Below are 18,326 nucleotides of genomic sequence, written 5' to 3'. Positions count from 1 at the left end.
GCTGAACTGATAACGTGTATTAGCTCAAACTTTTTCTGAAAATGGACATCATCTTCAGTGGGGATGTTTCATGAACTAAATGAGTGGTGGACTAAATTTAACATAAGACAGAGTATGCACATCATCTATGTAGTAGCAAAGTTGTAATGTCCGTTATGGGCTAAGTTAAGATGTCCGTCACGTAGATTTACCCTCAAGGGATCCTGATGACAGCTCATGCAGCGGAGTTTTTTACTTTGAATGAACTTAACCGACTTAAAATCATTCAGGGGGGCGACCGGCACCTGACAACACAGATGGCCACGCAGCGCCTGGATATCTCCTGTCAGCAATATCAAGCCAGGGCATGTGAAAATTTCGGCGGCTGATAGTGATGCTTAATTGAGGTTAATCAACATCTGTTATTCATGCTCTACATGCAATGTAGCTAGAGTTATAGATTATTTAAAATAATCAAAAATTTATTATATGAATCAATGAAGAAACACCAATGCATCAGCGTTTATGAAACATCAACACTGATGTCAGTGCTGCTCACCCATCCATCAAGCTTATCAGCCCATTCCTGCATCATCACTTTACGCTCATCAAGATAGGTCGCAGGGTTGTACGGGCGGCGAACATTGTTGGTATCAGCATGCGCAAGCTGAGCTTAGATAGCATCATGCCGATAGCCCATCTCGTTTAACCGTGTGCTGCCTGTGGTTCGGGTTGCATGTGGGCTGTAAGTTCCACTCCAGCCGAGGCTTTTAAGTAGCTGACGCAGCGAGTGCGAGGTCATCGGGCCACGCGGGTTATCACGGCTAGGAAAGAGGTGGTGTCGATGCCCGGTTAATCCCTGTAGCGTTCTGAGCATGTTGACGGCCTGGGAGGGGAGGGGAATAACATGTTCCCTGCGAGCTTTCATGCGCGTCGCCGGAATGGTCCATAGTGCATTATCGAGATCGAATTCTGCCCATTCAGCTTCTGTGACTTCGGCTGGCCGCGCCAGCGTCCACCACATTAGCCACATGCAATAGTTAACCTGATATGAGCCGCGACTGTTATCAAAACAGCTTAATAGCTTCCCGATTTGCTGTGGATTCAATGCCTGTTTATGCTGTGTCTTATTCGCCGGAAGCGCCTTGCGTACAGGCCAGACAGGATCGCTGTCAGCTCTGAGCGTTGCCACTGCCAACTCGAAAACCGATGAAATGGTACGTCGCGCTTCAGCGGCAACAGTCGGAGCGCCGCGTTTAGCGGTTTCCTGAAGAATTTTAAGAATGTGGTGTGGGGTGATCTCTCTGTCAGGGAGCTTACCGGTTGCGGGGAAAACCACACGTTCTAGCATATCCAGTCGGCGTTTTTTGGTAATTTCGGCCCAGTCTTTCATCTGCAACCACTCTTTGGCGATCAGCTCAAAGGTGTTAGAAGCGTCATTGACCTTGCGGATCTTATCTAACTGACGAGCCTGTGTCGGGCTAACTCCATCTGCGACTTGCTTACGCGCTTGCTCGCATTTCTCGCGAGCTTCGGCGAGCTTTACCGCTGGGTACTCACCTGAAATGGTAATGGAAACGGACAGTACTCATCTGTGTACTCATTTTAGACTGCGCTTACATGAGATCACGTGAGACAATATGGAATAAAAAAATCCACGCAAGTGCGTGGATTTTAGCGGGTTTTGTGAGCTTCATGAGATGTTCTGACACCTCATGAGACAACAAATTTTATTTAGACGTTGAACAGGAAGTTCATCACATCGCCATCTTTCACGATGTAATCTTTACCTTCTGCGCGCATTTTGCCCGCTTCCTTCGCCCCTTGCTCACCTTTGTAAGTGATGAAGTCTTCATAAGCGATGGTTTGCGCACGGATAAAGCCTTTTTCGAAGTCCGTGTGGATTTTACCAGCGGCCTGTGGAGCGGTTGCGCCGACCGGGATAGTCCAGGCGCGAACTTCTTTCACGCCCGCAGTGAAGTACGTCTGCAGGTTCAGCAACTGATAACCGGCACGGATAACGCGGTTCAGCCCCGGTTCTTCAATACCCAGCTCAGCCATAAACTCTTCACGTTCTGCATCATCCAGTTCCGCAATATCGGACTCAACCGCAGCACACACCGCAACAACAACAGAACCTTCGGCATCGGCGATTTCGCGAACTTTATCGAGGTAGGGGTTATTTTCGAAACCGTCTTCGTTAACGTTCGCGATATACATGGTCGGTTTGAGCGTCAGGAAGCTCAGATATTTGATCGCGGCCTTATCCTCTTCGGTCAGGTTTTTCAGCGCACGCAGCATGCCTGCGTTTTCCAGCTGCGGCAAACATTTTTCCAGCGCAGCCAGTTCTGCTTTTGCGTCTTTATCGCCGCCTTTGGCCTTTTTCTGCACGCGATGAATGGCGCGCTCGCAGGTATCCAGGTCAGACAGCGCCAGTTCGGTATTAATAACTTCGATATCATCCGCTGGATCCACTTTATTGTTCACGTGAATGATATTGTCGTTCTCAAAGCAGCGTACTACATGACCTATTGCTTCGGTTTCGCGAATGTTGGTCAGAAACTGGTTACCCAGGCCTTCACCTTTGGATGCGCCTTTAACCAGACCGGCGATATCCACAAACTCCATCGTGGTTGGCAGAATACGCTGTGGTTTGACGATCTCCGCCAGCTTGTCCAGACGCGGATCGGGCATTGGTACGACACCGGTGTTCGGCTCAATGGTACAGAAGGGGAAGTTAGCCGCTTCAATACCTGCTTTGGTGAGCGCATTGAACAGGGTGGATTTACCTACGTTGGGCAGGCCAACGATGCCGCATTTGAATCCCATGATGTGATTACCTTAAGTTCTGAATAATCAACCCGTTATATAAAACAGATTGCATAAAAGTTAATAACTTTGCCTATTATACACGTAACCGTTGTATCGCGCGGCAAAAATGGCAGATGGTATCTGTTACTGGGCCTTAAAGGCATGTAAGCGGTTAGTTGCTTTGGTCAGACCGTCTTTCAGCCAGATTTCCGTGCAACGTGCCGCTTCATCTACCGCTTCGTCAATCAATTTCTGTTCAGAAACAGGCGGTTTACCCAGCACAAAACCGACAACTTTGTTTTTATCGCCCGGATGACCAATTCCCACGCGCAAACGATGGAAATTAGGGTTATTACCAAGCTTGCTGATAATGTCCTTCAGCCCGTTGTGGCCACCATGACCACCGCCTAATTTGAATTTCGCCACGCCCGGCGGTAAGTCCAGTTCGTCATGGGCCACCAGAATTTCGTCCGGGTTGATGCGATAAAAAGTTGCCATAGCGGCAACGGCCTTGCCGCTGAGATTCATAAAGGTCGTGGGGACCAGCAGGCGCACATCTTCGCCCGCCAGATTAATCCGTGAGGAATAACCAAAAAACTTCGGTTCTTCACGTAGCGGAGCCCGAAAACGTTCAGCCAGCAGATCCACGTACCAGGCACCTGCGTTATGGCGTGTCGCGGCATATTCCGCGCCGGGATTTGCCAGCCCGACAATCAGTTTAATCGTCACTTTTTATTCCTGACCAGGTCAATATCTGGCGCGTAGTTTACGTCGTGTGGCGCATGATGACAAAGTTCTCTGGACGAAACGGGGAAAAGGGCAATGATTACTTACATGAACCATTAGAAATACAAGTAGTTCAGTGAGTTATTTGTAAATATATGTGGTCTTAATATGTGTAATTGTGATCGTACACGCAATCGCCATAACCCCCCCTGTCTATACTTTACCCACAAGCATTGGGGTTATTCCCATTCAACCCATCGTTCCGGAGGTGACACCATGAAACGCAAAAACGCTTCGTTACTCGGTAATGTGCTTATGGGCCTGGGGTTAGTCGTAATGGTAGTCGGCGTGGGGTACTCTGTCCTGAATCAGTTGCCGCAGCTTAATCTGCCGCAATTCTTCGCCCACGGTGCAATTTTCAGCATTTTTGTCGGGGCCGTACTCTGGCTTGCAGGTGCACGCATTGGTGGACATGAACAAGTCTGTGATAAGTACTGGTGGGTGCGCCATTATGACAAACGCTGCCGCCGTGACGGACACGGCCATAGCTAACCTATAACATCACATGCAAGCGGTTTCCTCAGGAAGCCGTTTTTTTTGGCTTTTTTCTTGACCCTTACGTAACGTTAGGCCCGAGAGTGTATTTCAAGGGGAAGAAAAGGAGCCGTTATGTTAATTCAAGCAGGTGAACTGGCACGTCGTGCCGGGATCACTGTCCGTACACTGCACCACTACGAACATATCGGACTGCTTACGCCTTCCACCCGAAGCGCTGCCGGTTACCGCTTATACAATCTCGCTGACGTGAAGCGCCTGCATATGATCCAGGTACTGGCAAAGGCGGGTATGGCGCTGGCAGCAATCAAGGATTACCTGGCGCGGGAGACGCGTCCGCTATCTGTTCTGCTTGATGAACAAATCAGCCTGCTGGATGCACAAATGCGCACGATCCAGACATTGCGCCAGCAATTGCTTATGTTAAAGCGTGGAATGGAAAGCGGGGCGGAACCTGACCTGGAGTCCTGGTTACTGACTCTGGAGTTAACGAATATGTACGATCGTTGGTTTAGTGCTGAGGAGTTGCGTGAACTGCCGTTTGCCGCTCATGACGAAGAACGCAGCCGCGAATGGGCGAAAATGGTGGCGGAAGCCAAAGCGCTGATGGCACAGGGGTGCCCGGTTGATGATGAAAAGGCGATGAATCTGGCTACACGCTGGATGACGCGCCTGGAGGAAGATACCGCCCGCAGGCCGGAATTCTTAACCCGGCTCAACGAGATGCACCTGGTTGAGCCGCAAATGCGTGAACAGACCGGCATTGATGACGAGACGATCAATTTCATCACCCGCAGTTTCGGTGAAAGCAAGCTGGCTATCTGGCAGCGCTATCTGACGCCAGAAGAGATGGCGTTTACCCGGGCGCATTATTTTGAACGAATGATGGAATGGCCGCCGTTAGTCAGTCGGATTCGCCAGGCGGCACTTGAGGGGCTTGATCCGCAGTCAGAAGAGGCGCTGGAGCTGGCAAACGCATGGCTGGAGCTGTTTCAGTCTTATGCCGGAACCGATCCGCAAACCCAGCAGAAGTTTCGCCTGTCGATGCAGCAGGAACCCCATCTTATGAAAGGAACCTGGGTGACGCCAGACCTGCTGCAATGGCTGCAGCAGGCGGTGGATGCCCTGATGCGCAAGAGCTACGGGGCATCCGGTACATTATAAATCCGCTAACGCCGCGTCACGATTTGGCCAGAACGACAAACGGCCTGGTATGGGTTTGATACCTGCCCGCGCCATGGTGCGAAGCGGTTGAAACTCCAGATTACTGACGCGCAGTTCGGTGCCTTCCGGCAGGCGATTTACAAAACGCTGGAAGGCATCAAGCCCACCCGCATCAAGTAGCGGTACCGCATCCCATTTCAGTATCACTACCCGTTTGCCTGCAATTCTTGACTCCAGTTCCGTGAACAGGCCGTCGGCAGCGGCGAAAAACAGTGGGCCAATTACGCGCAGCACCAGAATATCGTCAGCCACGTCCACATTGACGGGCGACAGACGGGTCATACGCGCGATACGACGCATAAACAATAGCGACGCCAGAACGATACCCACGCTAATGGCAATAACCATATCGAACAGCACGGTCAGCGACATACAAATTAGCATGACGATAATGTCATCTGTCGGCGCACGACGCAGCAGGTTGACCACCTTATGTGCTTCACTCATGTTCCATGCCACCATCAGCAGCAGTGCGGCCATGGCGGACAATGGCAGCCATGAGAGCAGAGGCGCCAGCACCAGCAGGGCAAGGATCACCAGAACCGAATGAATGATGGCTGAGACCGGCGACGACGCTCCGGCGCGGACGTTAGCCGCTGAACGGGCAATGGCAGCGGTGGCAGTGATGCCGCCAAAGAAGGGAGCGACAATATTACCCAGCCCCTGGCCAATTAACTCGCTATTGGCTTTATGGCGTGTCCCGGTCATGCCATCAAGCACTACCGCACAGAGCAGAGACTCAATGGCGCCAAGTAACGCCATTGAGAATGCGGCAGGCAGCAGCGCCTGCAAAGAGGCCCAGCTCAGGGTAAAGCCAGAGCCAGGCAGATCCCAGGGCAGGACAAGCTGTGGCAGCAATTGTGGAATGCCGTTGCCCTGGGTACCGTCTGCCAGAATGTAGTGAAACTGAGAACCAATGGTGGCGACATGACCACCCAACAGATTAACCAGCGCCATTACGGCACAACCGGCAAGGAGTGCCGGTAAATGCCCAGGCAGGCGAATGCGCAGACGTGGCCACAGGATCAGAGTACCGAGAGTGACGACCCCGATGGCTGCATCACCGATATTAATACTCGGTAGCGCCATTGCCAGCGCGCCGACTTTTTGCAGATAGTGTTCCGGCATATGGGCAACCTGCAAACCGAGGAAATCTTTTATCTGCATGGTACCGATGGTAATCCCGATACCTGACGTAAAGCCCAGCGTGACGGAGACGGGAATGTATTCGATCAGGCGGCCAAAACGGGCGAGGCCAAAGAGAATCAAAAAGACCCCTGACATTAATGTCGCCACCAGCAAGCCACCGAGGCTAAATTGCTGCGATACCGGATAGAGAATGACGACGAAAGCGGCGGTGGGGCCGGATACGCTATAGCGCGAGCCCCCGGTCAGGGCGATAACGATACCGGCGACAGCGGCGGTATAGAGTCCGTATTGCGGCGCAACGCCGCTGCCAATGGCCAGCGCCATGGCCAGCGGAATGGCAATGATGCCAACCGTTACCCCGGCAATCAGGTCGCGAGTGAAACGCGCGAGGCTATATTTTTCCTTCCAGCAAGCTTCGATAATGGCGCTGAATGGCATGACGTGTGGAGAAAAAAGTCGTTTCACAGATAATTAATCCCTGGTCAAATATCACCAATACTAATTTGTATGCTCAATATTAATTAGTCATACAAATAAAACACAGGAATAAAAAAACCCGCCGCAGCGGGTCTTTGTGCCGATTCCAATCAATGTTCGAACATTGCGGAAATGGATTCTTCGTTGCTGATGCGGCGAATCGCTTCGGCCAGCATGCCAGACAGGGTCAACGTACGCACGTTTGGCAGCGATTTGATCTCATCCGTCAGCGGAATAGTGTCACAAACGACCACTTCATCAATGACGGAATTACGCAGGTTGTTTGCCGCATTACCAGAGAAGATCGGGTGAGTCGCGTAAGCAAATACGCGTTTAGCACCACGCTCTTTCAGTGCTTCCGCAGCTTTACACAGCGTACCGCCGGTGTCGATCATATCGTCAACCAGCACACAGTCACGACCAGCGACGTCACCGATAATATGCATAACCTGAGAAACGTTCGCACGCGGACGACGTTTATCAATGATAGCCATATCGGTATCGTTGAGCAGTTTTGCGATAGCGCGAGCGCGAACAACGCCGCCAATGTCCGGAGAAACTACAATCGGGTTATCCAGATTAAGTTGCAGCATGTCTTCCAGCAGAATAGGGCTACCGAATACGTTATCAACCGGCACATCAAAGAAGCCCTGGATCTGCTCAGCGTGCAGGTCAACGGTGAGGACGCGGTCAACGCCAACGCTGGAGAGAAAATCCGCGACGACTTTTGCGGTGATAGGTACACGTGCAGAGCGCACGCGGCGGTCCTGTCGTGCATAACCAAAGTAAGGAATAACGGCGGTAATACGGCCTGCGGAAGCACGGCGCAGGGCGTCAACCATAACAACCAATTCCATCAGGTTGTCGTTCGTTGGAGCACAAGTGGACTGGATGATGAAAATATCACCACCGCGTACATTTTCATTAATTTGTACGCTGACTTCGCCGTCGCTAAAGCGACCTACAGCGGCGTCGCCGAGAGAAGTGTACAGGCGGTTGGCAATACGTTGTGCTAGTTCCGGGGTGGCGTTACCAGCAAAAAGCTTCATATCAGGCACGAGAAGAACCTCAGGCATGCGTCCATTGGTGGATAGAATAAGCCATAAATGTGCGGTTCAGACATAATTCTATCCATGCGGTGTATTAAAGAGCGCGATGCAACGTCTGGAACAAGTGACGTTGTCACCGGTACTCAGCTTGCCCGGCGAGGGCGCTGGCGAGAGGCGAGAGGTTTACACCTCGAGCGACAAAACCGTGCAGCCATGCCGGGGCTTGCTCTAACACCTGAAGAGCAGCAGACTCTGTGTCAAATTCAGCAAAAACACAGGCCCCTGTGCCAGTCAGGCGCGACGGCGCGTATTCTAGCAGCCAGGTAAGCGCCTCATCAACCTTACGAAAACGTTTTCTTGCGATAACCTCGCAATCGTTGCTGAATTCACATTTTAGTAACGTTTCTATTGACCGTTTTGGTGTATTTCTCGGCAATTCCGGATCGCTGAAAATTGTCGGGGTAGGAATGCTGACGCCAGGATGGGCGACCAGATACCATTTTTCTTCAGGTTGTGCCGGGGTAAGTATCTCGCCGACACCTTCGGCAAACGCAGCGTGTCCCCGGACAAATACCGGTACATCCGCCCCCAGTGTCAATCCAAGCTCTGCCAGCTCATCAACCGTTAAACCGCACTGCCACAAATGATTAAGCGCCACCAGCACTGTAGCCGCATTTGAAGAACCGCCACCCAATCCTCCCCCCATCGGCAGGCGTTTGTCGATCTGGATGTCCGCTCCGCTGCCCTCAGGCAGGCGCCCCCTCTTTTGCGCCTCTCGCATCAACAAACGGGCTGCGCGAACGATGAGATTTTCTTCATCCGGCACGCCCGCAACAGGGGTTAATAACCGGATAATGCCATCTGTTCGCAATTCAAAGCCTAAGGTGTCACCGTAATCCAGAAACTGAAACAGGGTTTGCAGCGTGTGATAGCCATCAGCCCGTTGCCCGGTGATGTATAAAAACAGATTAAGTTTTGCCGGTGCGGGAAAGCGCATCATCATTTCGCAATCCAGTTATCCATTTTGAGCTTAATGCGTTGTCCACCGTCGCTCAGCTCGAGACTGGAGGGCAGTGCAGGCTTCGTATCGCTATCATAACCGCCATAGACCACTTTCCAGTTTTTGCCGCCCTGGCTGTAGTTAAGCTCGCTCAGGCGATACTGGTCGTCGAGCTTGTAATCCGTCGCGTCGCCGGGCAGGCCCAGAATCCACTGACGCAGGCTGTTAAGCGGAATGGGCATTCCGGTCAGTTTACCAATCATCTCTTCCGCATCGGTGGCGGTGTAGCGCTTGCCTTTGTTATCGACCAGCTCTACTGCGCCAGGCTGGGCATTAAGCTCCAGTTCCGTGCTACCCAACGGGTTAGTCAGCAGCAAACGATAGCGATCCTGTCCGGTTTGTTGCCAGAAAAAGCGGGCATAAACTTTCTGCTCATCGGAGATGAAGGCGAAAGCGCCACGTGTCTGAAACTGGTTCAATTTGCTGACTTCTTGCTGATGTTGACGCCACTGAGGGGCATCCGGGCTCTGGCCCGGTCCTTTTGGCGCGTTGAGGGTACAGGCAGTCAGTACGAGGCTTGCCAGCGGCAGCAAACGAATAAGGCGAAAGTCCGGCAAAGTCATAATGATGACGAATCCTTGAGGTGCGTTACAGTAAATATTCTTAATGCTAGCGCCGGGCAGGGATAGCGTCTACGTTCAAGTTGTCTTAAATCATTAAATTACCGATTACTCCAAAAGGAGGCGCTCTCTTTTATTGACCTCGCGCATCCTGTATGATGCGCACAGTCTAACCTTATCAACGTTGGTACTATTCCTGCTCACATGACTCTTCTGGCGCTCGGCATCAACCACAAAACGGCTCCCGTTTCGTTGCGAGAACGTATTACGTTTTCGCCGGATACGCTCGACCAGGCGCTGGACAGCCTGCTTGCGCAGCCGATGGTGCAAGGCGGCGTGGTGTTGTCGACCTGTAACCGTACTGAGCTTTATTTAAGCGTTGAAGAGCAGGAAAACCTTCACGAATCCCTGGTCCGCTGGCTATGCGATTACCATCAGATCAGTGAAGAAGAACTGCGTAACAGCCTTTACTGGCACCATGATAACGATGCCGTCAGCCATTTAATGCGCGTGGCGAGCGGGCTGGACTCGCTGGTGCTGGGCGAGCCGCAGATTCTGGGCCAGGTGAAAAAAGCGTTTGCTGATTCTAACCGCGGCCATCTGAAGGCCAGTGAACTCGAACGCATGTTCCAGAAGTCCTTTTCCGTCGCCAAACGCGTACGCACAGAAACCGACATTGGTGCCAGTGCGGTCTCGGTTGCGTTTGCCGCCTGTACGCTGGCCCGACAGATCTTTGAATCACTCGCTTCGGTCACCGTGATGCTGGTCGGCGCGGGGGAAACCATCGAACTGGTGGCGCGTCATCTGCGCGAACATAAAGTGCAGAAGATGATCATCGCCAACCGTACCCGTGAACGTGCGCAGGTTCTGGCGGATGAAGTGGGGGCGGAAGTGATCTCCCTCAGCGAAATCGATTCACGCCTGAAAGACGCCGATATTGTCATCAGCTCTACCGCCAGCCCGTTGCCGATCATTGGTAAAGGTATGGTCGAGCGGGCAATGAAGGCGCGTCGTAACCAGCCGATGTTATTGGTGGATATCGCCGTCCCGCGCGATGTTGAGCCGGAAGTGGGTAAACTGGCGAACGCCTATCTTTACAGTGTTGACGATTTACAGAGCATCATTTCACACAACCTCGCGCAACGAAAAGCGGCGGCGGTGCAGGCTGAAACTATTGTTGAACAGGAAACAAGCGAATTTATGGCCTGGCTGCGTGCGCAAAGCGCCAGTGAGACCATTCGCGAGTATCGCAGCCAGTCTGAGCAGGTTCGTGATGAATTGACTGCCAAAGCGCTGGCCGCCCTTGAACAAGGTGGCGACGCGCAGGCCATTATGCAGGATCTGGCCTGGAAACTGACCAATCGCCTGATCCACGCACCAACCAAATCTCTTCAGCAGGCCGCCCGTGACGGGGATGATGAGCGCCTGCATATTCTGCGCAACAGCCTCGGGCTGGAGTAGCACAACAATCTCTAATAACAGGGTGCATTTACGCCTATGAAGCCTTCTATCGTTGCCAAACTGGAAGCCCTACACGAGCGTCATGAAGAAGTTCAGGCGCTGCTGGGTGACGCGCAAACCATCGCCGATCAGGAGCGATTCCGCGCCTTATCCAGAGAGTATGCGCAACTAAGCGACGTATCGCGCTGTTTTACTGACTGGCAACAGATTCAGGAAGATATCGAAACCGCACAATTGATGCTCGAAGACCCGGAAATGCGCGATATGGCGCAGGACGAGTTACGCGATGCAAAAGAAAAAAGCGAACAGTTAGAACAACAATTGCAAATTCTTCTGCTCCCTAAAGATCCTGATGATGAACGCAGCGCCTTTCTCGAAGTGCGTGCCGGAACTGGCGGTGATGAAGCAGCGTTATTCGCAGGTGATCTGTTTCGCATGTATACCCGCTATGCCGAGTCGCGTCGCTGGCGTGTAGAGATCATGAGCGCCAATGAGGGTGAGCATGGTGGCTATAAAGAGATCATTGCTAAAGTCAGTGGTGACGGGGTTTACGGCCGTCTGAAATTTGAATCCGGCGGCCATCGCGTGCAGCGTGTACCGGCAACCGAATCGCAAGGACGCATCCATACTTCCGCCTGCACCGTGGCAGTGATGCCAGAATTGCCGGAAGCCGAGCTGCCGGACATCAACCCGAGCGATCTGCGCATTGATACTTTCCGCTCATCCGGAGCAGGCGGGCAGCACGTTAACACCACCGACTCCGCCATTCGTATTACCCACTTGCCGACAGGCATCGTGGTGGAGTGTCAGGACGAACGTTCTCAACATAAAAACAAAGCCAAAGCGCTGGCTGTCCTGGGTTCACGTATTCGCGCGGCTGAAATTGCCAAACGCCAGCAGGCGGAAGCGTCAACGCGTCGCAACCTGCTGGGGAGCGGCGATCGCAGCGATCGTAATCGCACCTATAACTTCCCGCAGGGTCGCGTGACCGATCACCGTATCAACCTGACGGTCTATCGTCTGGACGAAGTAATGGAAGGCAAGCTGGATATGCTCATTGAGCCGATTGTGCAGGAATACCAGGCCGACCAACTGGCAGCCCTGGCCGGACAGGATTGATGGACTATCAGCACTGGTTGCGTCGCGCGACAAGTCAGCTGTCGCAAAGTGAAAGCCCGCGCCGGGATGCGGAGATTCTGCTGGGTTTCGTGACCGGAAAAGCGCGTACTTTTATCCTTGCCTTCGGCGAAACAGAGCTTACGGACAGTGAACTTGCGCAGCTTGATGATCTGTTGGCTCGTCGTGAACGGGGGGAACCGGTCGCGCATCTGGTGGGCGTACGCGAATTCTGGTCTTTGCCGCTCTTTGTCTCACCTGCGACGTTGATTCCGCGCCCGGATACCGAGTGTCTGGTTGAACAGGCGCTAAAATGTCTGCCGGAACAACCGTGTCGGATCCTCGATCTGGGTACCGGTACCGGCGCTATCGCGCTGGCGCTGGCCAGTGAACGGCCTGATTGCCAGATCACTGCGGTCGATGTGATGCCCGATGCAGTCGCGCTGGCCCAGCGTAATGCGGAACATTCAGGGATAGCGAACGTCACGGTTCTGACCAGTCACTGGTTTAGTGCTCTTGAAGGGCAGCAGTTTGAACTGATTGTCAGTAATCCGCCTTACATTGATGAGCACGACCCTCATCTCGCTATGGGTGATGTACGCTTTGAGCCGCGTTCCGCATTGGTTGCGGCACAAGAAGGACTTGCGGACCTGGCGTGGATAATCGCACAATCAAGGCGCTTTTTGCGTGCTGGTGGCTGGCTGTTACTGGAACATGGCTGGCAGCAGGGGGAAGCGGTACGCGCGCTGTTTGGCGACCAGGGATATGTGCAGGTGGAAACCTGCCGGGACTATGGTGATAACGAGCGTCTGACGCTCGGGCGTCTGCCGTTACAGGAGTAACAGGAGATGAGTGCGTTTACATTTCTGATTAGCCTGCATTTGACCACGGTGGTTCTGACCATTAGCCTGTTCGTGCTGCGTTACTGGTGGCGCTTCACGAATAATCACCGTATTCAGGCGCGTTGGGTACGGGTCGTGCCTCACGCAGTGGACACGCTGCTATTGCTCAGCGGCCTCGGGCTTATCGTTGTAACGCGCTATATCCCATTTACTGCTAATGGCGCATGGCTGACGGAAAAGCTGTTTGGCGTTATCATCTACATCGTTTTGGGTTTCATTGCGCTGGGGCGACATCGTCCGCGCAGCCAGCAAACGGGGTTTATTGCGTTTTTGCTGGGGCTGGTGGTGCTGTACATCATCATTAAACTCGCCGCCACAAAGATACCGATACTGGGGTAAGACATGCGGTCGTTAGCCGATTTCGAATTTAACAAAGCACCATTGTGCGATGGAATGATCCTGATATCTGAATTGATTCGTGATGATTTTCCCTCGCAGTTCGTGCACGACGAACTTGAGCGTCTGATCCGTCTGGCGCGTGAAGAAATAAGTCAGGCTCAACCGCAGGATTTGCAGCTGGAGAAACTTCTTGAGCTGTTTTACGGCGAATGGGGTTTTAAAGACACCCGCGGCGTGTACCGTCTGTCGGATGCGCTGTGGCTGGATAAAGTCCTGCAAAACCGACAGGGTAGCGCGGTGTCGCTGGGCGCCATTCTGCTATGGGTGGCCGGGCATCTGGACATACCGCTGATGCCGGTGATTTTCCCGACGCAACTCATTCTGCGCGCTGAGTGGCTGGACGGAGAAATGTGGCTGATTAACCCATTTAATGGCGACACGCTGGATGAGCATACGCTGGACGTCTGGCTCAAGGGCAATATCAGCCCTGTTGCTGAGTTGTTTAATGAGGATCTTGATGAGGCAGATAACGCGGAGGTTATCCGTAAGCTGCTGGATACATTGAAATCCGCGTTAATGGAAGAGCAACAGATGGAACTGGCTTTGCGTGCCAGTGAAGCCTTGTTGCAGTTTAACCCGGAAGACCCGTATGAGATCCGCGATCGTGGCTTAATTTATGCGCAACTCGAGTGCGATCATGTTGCGCTGCACGACCTGAATTACTTCGTAGAGCAGTGTCCTGAGGATCCCATCAGCGAGATGATCCGTGCGCAAATCAACACCATTTCGCACAAGCAAATTACACTGCACTAAACTGAATTAATAGACTGAATCTTGATAAGGGAATTATATGAAACAAAAAGTGGTTAGCATTGGCGACATCAATGTTGCGAACGATCTGCCATTTGTTCTGTTTGGCGGTATGAACGTGCTGGAGTCCCGCGACCTCGCTATGCGTATTTGTGAGCACTACGTGACTGTTACCCAGAAGCTGGGTATTCCGTATGTGTTCAAAGCCTCTTTTGACAAAGCAAACCGTTCCTCCATCAAGTCTTACCGTGGACCTGGACTGGAAGAAGGGATGAAAATTTTCCAGGAGCTGAAACAGACCTTCGGCGTAAAAGTGATCACCGACGTTCACGAAGCCAGTCAGGCTCAGCCAGTCGCTGATGTGGTTGACGTGATTCAGTTACCGGCATTTCTGGCGCGCCAGACCGATCTGGTCGAAGCTATGGCGAAAACCGGTGCCGTTATTAACGTAAAAAAACCGCAGTTCGTAAGCCCTGGTCAGATGGGTAATATCGTGGATAAATTCCATGAAGGCGGTAATGACAAAGTTATCCTGTGTGATCGTGGCAGCAACTTCGGTTACGACAACCTGGTTGTTGATATGCTCGGCTTTAGCGTGATGAAAAAGGTCTCTGGCAACTCGCCGGTTATTTTCGATGTGACGCATGCTTTGCAATGCCGCGACCCGTTTGGCGCAGCGTCTGGTGGCCGTCGTGCCCAGGTGGCTGAACTGGCTCGCGCGGGTATGGCGACAGGTCTGGCGGGTCTGTTTATTGAGGCGCACCCGGATCCAGCGAACGCGAAATGTGATGGCCCGTCCGCACTGCCGCTGGATAAACTGGAGCCCTTCCTCAAACAGATCAAAGCGATTGATGATCTGGTGAAAAGCTTCGATGAGCTGGACACCAGCAATTAATTATGTCGTAGAAAACACCGTTCACATCTGCGTGAACGGTGTTGTTAATTTCTGATCACCTTCCCGTCAATACCCTGTTTTCTCTTCTTCTTATAAACTCATTACCTTTTTTACCTCAAAGCCTGCTTCCCTGATGATGTGGCAGTGAACAGTTGAGCTTATGAAACTGAGGGCAGCGAAAATAGTGAACGGAAATTTGCCTGTGCTGCACTGGTGACCAAAAAACAGAGTTGAGCGCACCTCAATTGAGGCCACCGCCTGGAATGGTGATGCGCAAGTACCGCTCAAAACCAATGAGTCACTTGCTGTTACTGACCTGGTAAGCCAGGCCAGCACAGAAGGATAATAAGAGCGCCCCGTTGCTGGCTGACGCCCTTATCAGCATCAGGCAAAGATTGTCATCAGATAAGCCGCAAACAGCGCCAGATGGGCGGCGCCGTTAAGTACATTGGTGCGACCTGTTGAAAACGAAATATGGCACAGCATCAATGATGCCAGCATCACCACCAGTTCCGGCTTACCCAGGCCAAACATCAAATCATTTCCCGTCATCCAGGCAATCAGCGTTACAACCGGTACTGTCAACGAAATGGTCGCCAGAACTGAGCCGAAGAAGAGATTCATCGCCCGCTGCACCTGATTATTTAACACTGCTTTCAGGGCGCCTAATCCTTCAGGGGAGAGAATCAACAGCGCAACCAGGAAGCCGGTGAAAGCAACCGGTGCATTCATTTCAGTCAGCAGATTTTCCAGCGGACTGGCATTCATCTTGGTGACAGCAATAACGGCAATCAAATGCACCAGCAGCCAGACGGTGTGCCAGCCACTGCTGTGCGCCGACGGTTTGCCGTGGTGCGGATCATCATCGTCGCCGTCGTCTTCGTGCTCATAAACAAACAGACTCTGATGCGTTTTCGTTTGAATCAGCAGAAAGACGCCATACATAGCGGCAGAAATAAGGGCGACCAGTAATGATTGTCCGGTCGTGAAATTGCCGCCTTCTAAAGCCACCGGGAAGACCAGTACAATTACGGCCAGCGGAAAGAGGGCGATCATATATTGCTTGATGCCGAACAGGTTCACATATTGCGTGGCAAATTTCCGCCCACCGAGCAATAACGAGAAGCCGACCAAACCACCGCTAACGATCATAATGATGGAATAAAGAGTATCGCGCATCAGCGTTGGCGCAGCATCGCCTGTTGCCATTAACGCAGAAATCAGACTCACTTCAAGAATAACGACAGAAAGGCTTAAAATTAATGAGCCGTAGGGTTCACCGAGACGGTGAGCCAGAACATCGGCGTGGCGAACGACGCTAAATGCGCTGGCAAGAATCCCTACCAGGGCCAGAGCATTCATTCCGATTATCACTGGCAGCGACTGACTGTTTCCCCAATAAAGCAGGGCTGCCAGTGCCAGAACCGGGAAAATGAGCGAAGTCTCCTTGTGGCGGGTTTTAACCGCCTCGTGCGTTGTTGTCATTGTTGATCTCCAACCAGCAGGTATTTGTAATTATAGAAAGAAATTCAGGGCGCATAAAATAACAAACATTCGTCTTTCATTATCCCTTTTTTACGCTTTTTTACGTCATGCGAATCTTCTTATGTCAGACGGGTATTTATTGCGGTTTTCTCATAAAAATGCTTAATATACAAAAAGATGATTTTTGTTCGGCGTTGAAAACATTATTGAGTTGGATAAGACGGGAAGAATAAACCAGACTTAAGTTTTTACTTAAGGAGGTATAAACGATGCCCTATAAAACGAAATCAGACTTACCCGACAGCGTACAACATGTCCTGCCAGCACACGCTCAGGAAATCTATAAAGAAGCCTTTAATAGCGCCTGGGAGCAATATAAAGATAAAGACGATCGCCGCGGTGATGCCAGTCGGGAAGAGACCGCGCACCGCGTGGCCTGGGCGGCGGTAAAAAATGATTATGAAAAAGGCGAAGATGATAAATGGCATAAAAAACGATAACTCTATGAAATAGCGAGCCGCGTTCTTTTAATGCCAACATAATTTCTCGCCATCCTCCGTACGCCCTGTAGAGTTCACTTGAAAACGGCCTGTGAATTGCATATCGTCATTGAAAAGTGCAAGGGAAGCAGCAGTAAAGTCGTCGCAAGGAAGCGGGCAGTGGCGGAGGTAGAAAGAGATGTTGACGCGTGATTTCTTGATGAAGGCAGATTGTAAAACGGCGTTTGGAGACATTGAGGAATCGCTGTTATGGTCGGCGGAACAACGAGCAGCATCGCTTGCTGCGACGCTGGCTTGCCGCCCGGATGACGGCCCGGTATGGATTTTTGGTTACGGTTCATTGATGTGGAACCCGGCTCTGGAATATGACGAATCCTGTACGGGGACACTTCCCGGCTGGCATCGCGCATTTTGTTTACGTCTGACGGCGGGACGCGGCAGCGCCTGTCAGCCCGGACGTATGCTTGCACTAAAAGAGGGCGGACGCACCACTGGTGTGGCCTATCGCCTGGCAGAATCGACACTACACGACGAGCTTTCTCTGTTGTGGAAGCGTGAGATGATCACCGGCTGCTACCTGCCGAGCTGGCGTAAGCTTGAGCTTGATGACGGGCGTACGGTGAATGCGCTGGTGTTTATTATGGACCCTCGCCATCCGCTATATGAATCTGATACCCGTGCACAGACAATTGCCCCCCTTATTGCCTCTGCGAGCGGCCCGCTCGGTACTAACGCGCAATATCTGTTCTCGCTTGAACAGGAGCTCATTAAACTGGGTATGCAGGATGATTGCCTGAACGAGCTGGTGGGAAGAGTGCGTCTGCTGCTGGAGGGAGAAAAACCAGGTCCGGAGATGCAACCTGGTTTCGCCTGATTATGATGCTAACTTATGCTGGAACGTAACTGATGGAATGTTCCAGCGACTGGCTGTGACTATCGATCAGCACATTCCAGATGCCGCTGTAAGGCACCGCCAGATACGCACTGGCACGATCCTGAACGCTTAACACATCCGTCTGACTTGCGGCCTGACTCTTTTCGCTCATCAGATGAATATGGCAGTTCTCAGAACAACGTACTACCACTGTATCCCCACCAAATAACTTCAAACTTGTTTTTACCAACGCCATTGTTTTAAACCCCGTATGTATCGACAACGCACTCCCTGCGGGATGATCCCGTGCGTGACTTTGTTCACAATTCACTCGTTGCATAACACCAAAGGGGA

18 protein-coding genes and 2 pseudogenes are annotated in these 18,326 nt (G+C 52.0%); 11 read left to right on the top strand and 9 right to left on the bottom strand.

Annotated features, from left to right (window positions below):
* Positions 1-206 precede the first annotated feature (206 nt).
* Positions 207-356, top strand: a pseudogene (locus AAIG39_RS25680) (ISNCY family transposase); the annotation flags it as partial.
* 146 nt (positions 357-502) lie between these two features.
* Here the strand turns inward: AAIG39_RS25680 and AAIG39_RS07875 are convergent.
* From AAIG39_RS07875 to pth, 3 genes and pseudogenes are all read right to left on the bottom strand, one after another.
* A pseudogene (locus AAIG39_RS07875) lies at positions 503-1,540 on the bottom strand (tyrosine-type recombinase/integrase); the annotation flags it as partial.
* Positions 1,541-1,713: 173 nt separating this feature from the next.
* Positions 1,714-2,808 (bottom strand): redox-regulated ATPase YchF, encoded by a 1,095-nt coding sequence (gene ychF / locus AAIG39_RS07870; protein WP_090084713.1) that lies wholly within the window; start codon positions 2,806-2,808, stop codon positions 1,714-1,716.
* A 126-nt stretch (positions 2,809-2,934) separates the two neighbouring features.
* Positions 2,935-3,519 carry an aminoacyl-tRNA hydrolase gene (pth, locus tag AAIG39_RS07865; RefSeq protein WP_090084711.1) on the bottom strand — a complete coding sequence of 195 codons (585 nt, stop codon included), beginning with the start codon at positions 3,517-3,519 and terminating at the stop codon, positions 2,935-2,937.
* 273 nt (positions 3,520-3,792) lie between these two features.
* Here pth and ychH point away from each other — a divergent pair, with 273 nt between their 5' ends.
* On the top strand, positions 3,793-4,068 hold the full coding sequence (gene ychH / locus AAIG39_RS07860) for a stress-induced protein YchH (protein ID WP_090084710.1): 276 nt from the start codon (positions 3,793-3,795) through the stop codon (positions 4,066-4,068).
* Positions 4,069-4,185: 117 nt separating this feature from the next.
* Positions 4,186-5,235 carry a MerR family transcriptional regulator gene (locus AAIG39_RS07855; RefSeq protein WP_343193565.1) on the top strand — a complete coding sequence of 350 codons (1,050 nt, stop codon included), beginning with the start codon at positions 4,186-4,188 and terminating at the stop codon, positions 5,233-5,235.
* Here AAIG39_RS07855 and dauA read toward each other — a convergent pair.
* The 4 genes from dauA to lolB all read right to left on the bottom strand — a co-directional run bounded on the left by dauA (position 5,230) and on the right by lolB (position 9,593).
* The gene (dauA, locus tag AAIG39_RS07850; protein WP_343193564.1) at positions 5,230-6,909 is read right to left on the bottom strand and encodes a C4-dicarboxylic acid transporter DauA; all 1,680 of its coding nucleotides are present in this window, start codon (positions 6,907-6,909) and stop codon (positions 5,230-5,232) included. The genes AAIG39_RS07855 and dauA overlap by 6 nt on opposite strands.
* Positions 6,910-7,031: 122 nt before the next feature.
* On the bottom strand, positions 7,032-7,979 hold the full coding sequence (gene prs / locus AAIG39_RS07845) for a ribose-phosphate diphosphokinase (RefSeq protein ID WP_090085106.1): 948 nt from the start codon (positions 7,977-7,979) through the stop codon (positions 7,032-7,034).
* A 124-nt stretch (positions 7,980-8,103) separates the two neighbouring features.
* On the bottom strand, positions 8,104-8,970 hold the full coding sequence (gene ispE / locus AAIG39_RS07840; RefSeq protein ID WP_425503280.1) for a 4-(cytidine 5'-diphospho)-2-C-methyl-D-erythritol kinase: 867 nt from the start codon (positions 8,968-8,970) through the stop codon (positions 8,104-8,106).
* A complete protein-coding gene (gene lolB, locus AAIG39_RS07835) occupies positions 8,970-9,593 on the bottom strand; it encodes a lipoprotein insertase outer membrane protein LolB (protein ID WP_090084702.1) in 624 nt (207 codons plus the stop codon). The genes ispE and lolB overlap by 1 nt, the downstream gene beginning before the upstream one ends.
* A 201-nt stretch (positions 9,594-9,794) precedes the next feature.
* Between lolB and hemA the strand changes: the two genes are divergently transcribed.
* The 6 genes from hemA to kdsA are packed head-to-tail and all read left to right on the top strand — an operon-like array spanning position 9,795 to position 15,113.
* Positions 9,795-11,051, top strand: coding sequence for a glutamyl-tRNA reductase (gene hemA, locus AAIG39_RS07830; RefSeq protein ID WP_249568898.1), 1,257 nt, complete (start codon positions 9,795-9,797; stop codon positions 11,049-11,051).
* Positions 11,052-11,087: 36 nt separating this feature from the next.
* The gene (gene prfA, locus AAIG39_RS07825) at positions 11,088-12,170 is read left to right on the top strand and encodes a peptide chain release factor 1 (protein WP_090084699.1); all 1,083 of its coding nucleotides are present in this window, start codon (positions 11,088-11,090) and stop codon (positions 12,168-12,170) included.
* The gene (gene prmC, locus AAIG39_RS07820; RefSeq protein WP_343193563.1) at positions 12,170-13,009 is read left to right on the top strand and encodes a peptide chain release factor N(5)-glutamine methyltransferase; all 840 of its coding nucleotides are present in this window, start codon (positions 12,170-12,172) and stop codon (positions 13,007-13,009) included. The genes prfA and prmC overlap by 1 nt, the downstream gene beginning before the upstream one ends.
* 6 nt (positions 13,010-13,015) lie before the next feature.
* Positions 13,016-13,408: an invasion regulator SirB2 gene (sirB2, locus tag AAIG39_RS07815; RefSeq protein WP_343193562.1), complete on the top strand. Its 393-nt coding sequence runs from the start codon at positions 13,016-13,018 to the stop codon at positions 13,406-13,408.
* A gap of 3 nt (positions 13,409-13,411) precedes the next feature.
* Entirely contained in the window at positions 13,412-14,221 is an 810-nt protein-coding gene (sirB1, locus tag AAIG39_RS07810) for an invasion regulator SirB1 (protein WP_047370550.1), read from the top strand.
* 37 nt (positions 14,222-14,258) lie between these two features.
* Positions 14,259-15,113 carry a 3-deoxy-8-phosphooctulonate synthase gene (gene kdsA, locus AAIG39_RS07805; RefSeq protein WP_090084695.1) on the top strand — a complete coding sequence of 285 codons (855 nt, stop codon included), beginning with the start codon at positions 14,259-14,261 and terminating at the stop codon, positions 15,111-15,113.
* Positions 15,114-15,497: 384 nt separating this feature from the next.
* Here the strand turns inward: kdsA and chaA are convergent, their stop codons facing one another.
* Positions 15,498-16,598 carry a sodium-potassium/proton antiporter ChaA gene (chaA, locus tag AAIG39_RS07800; protein ID WP_090084693.1) on the bottom strand — a complete coding sequence of 367 codons (1,101 nt, stop codon included), beginning with the start codon at positions 16,596-16,598 and terminating at the stop codon, positions 15,498-15,500.
* 269 nt (positions 16,599-16,867) lie between these two features.
* On the opposite strand from chaA, the gene chaB reads away from it, so the two are divergent.
* Both chaB and AAIG39_RS07790 read left to right on the top strand, forming a co-directional pair.
* Complete coding sequence (gene chaB / locus AAIG39_RS07795) at positions 16,868-17,098, top strand: putative cation transport regulator ChaB (RefSeq protein WP_090084691.1); 231 nt, start codon at positions 16,868-16,870, stop codon at positions 17,096-17,098.
* A 178-nt stretch (positions 17,099-17,276) separates the two neighbouring features.
* A complete protein-coding gene (locus AAIG39_RS07790; RefSeq protein WP_090084689.1) occupies positions 17,277-17,972 on the top strand; it encodes a gamma-glutamylcyclotransferase in 696 nt (231 codons plus the stop codon).
* Between the two features lie 13 nt (positions 17,973-17,985).
* On the opposite strand, the gene AAIG39_RS07785 is transcribed toward AAIG39_RS07790, so the two are convergent.
* Complete coding sequence (locus AAIG39_RS07785; protein ID WP_343193561.1) at positions 17,986-18,228, bottom strand: DUF1883 domain-containing protein; 243 nt, start codon at positions 18,226-18,228, stop codon at positions 17,986-17,988.
* Between the last annotated feature and the right edge of the window lie 98 nt (positions 18,229-18,326).

This window comes from Phytobacter palmae (assembly GCF_039409775.1).
GTDB classification, from domain to species: domain Bacteria; phylum Pseudomonadota; class Gammaproteobacteria; order Enterobacterales; family Enterobacteriaceae; genus Phytobacter; species Phytobacter palmae.
This window is presented reverse-complemented; position numbering and strand designations above follow the sequence as displayed.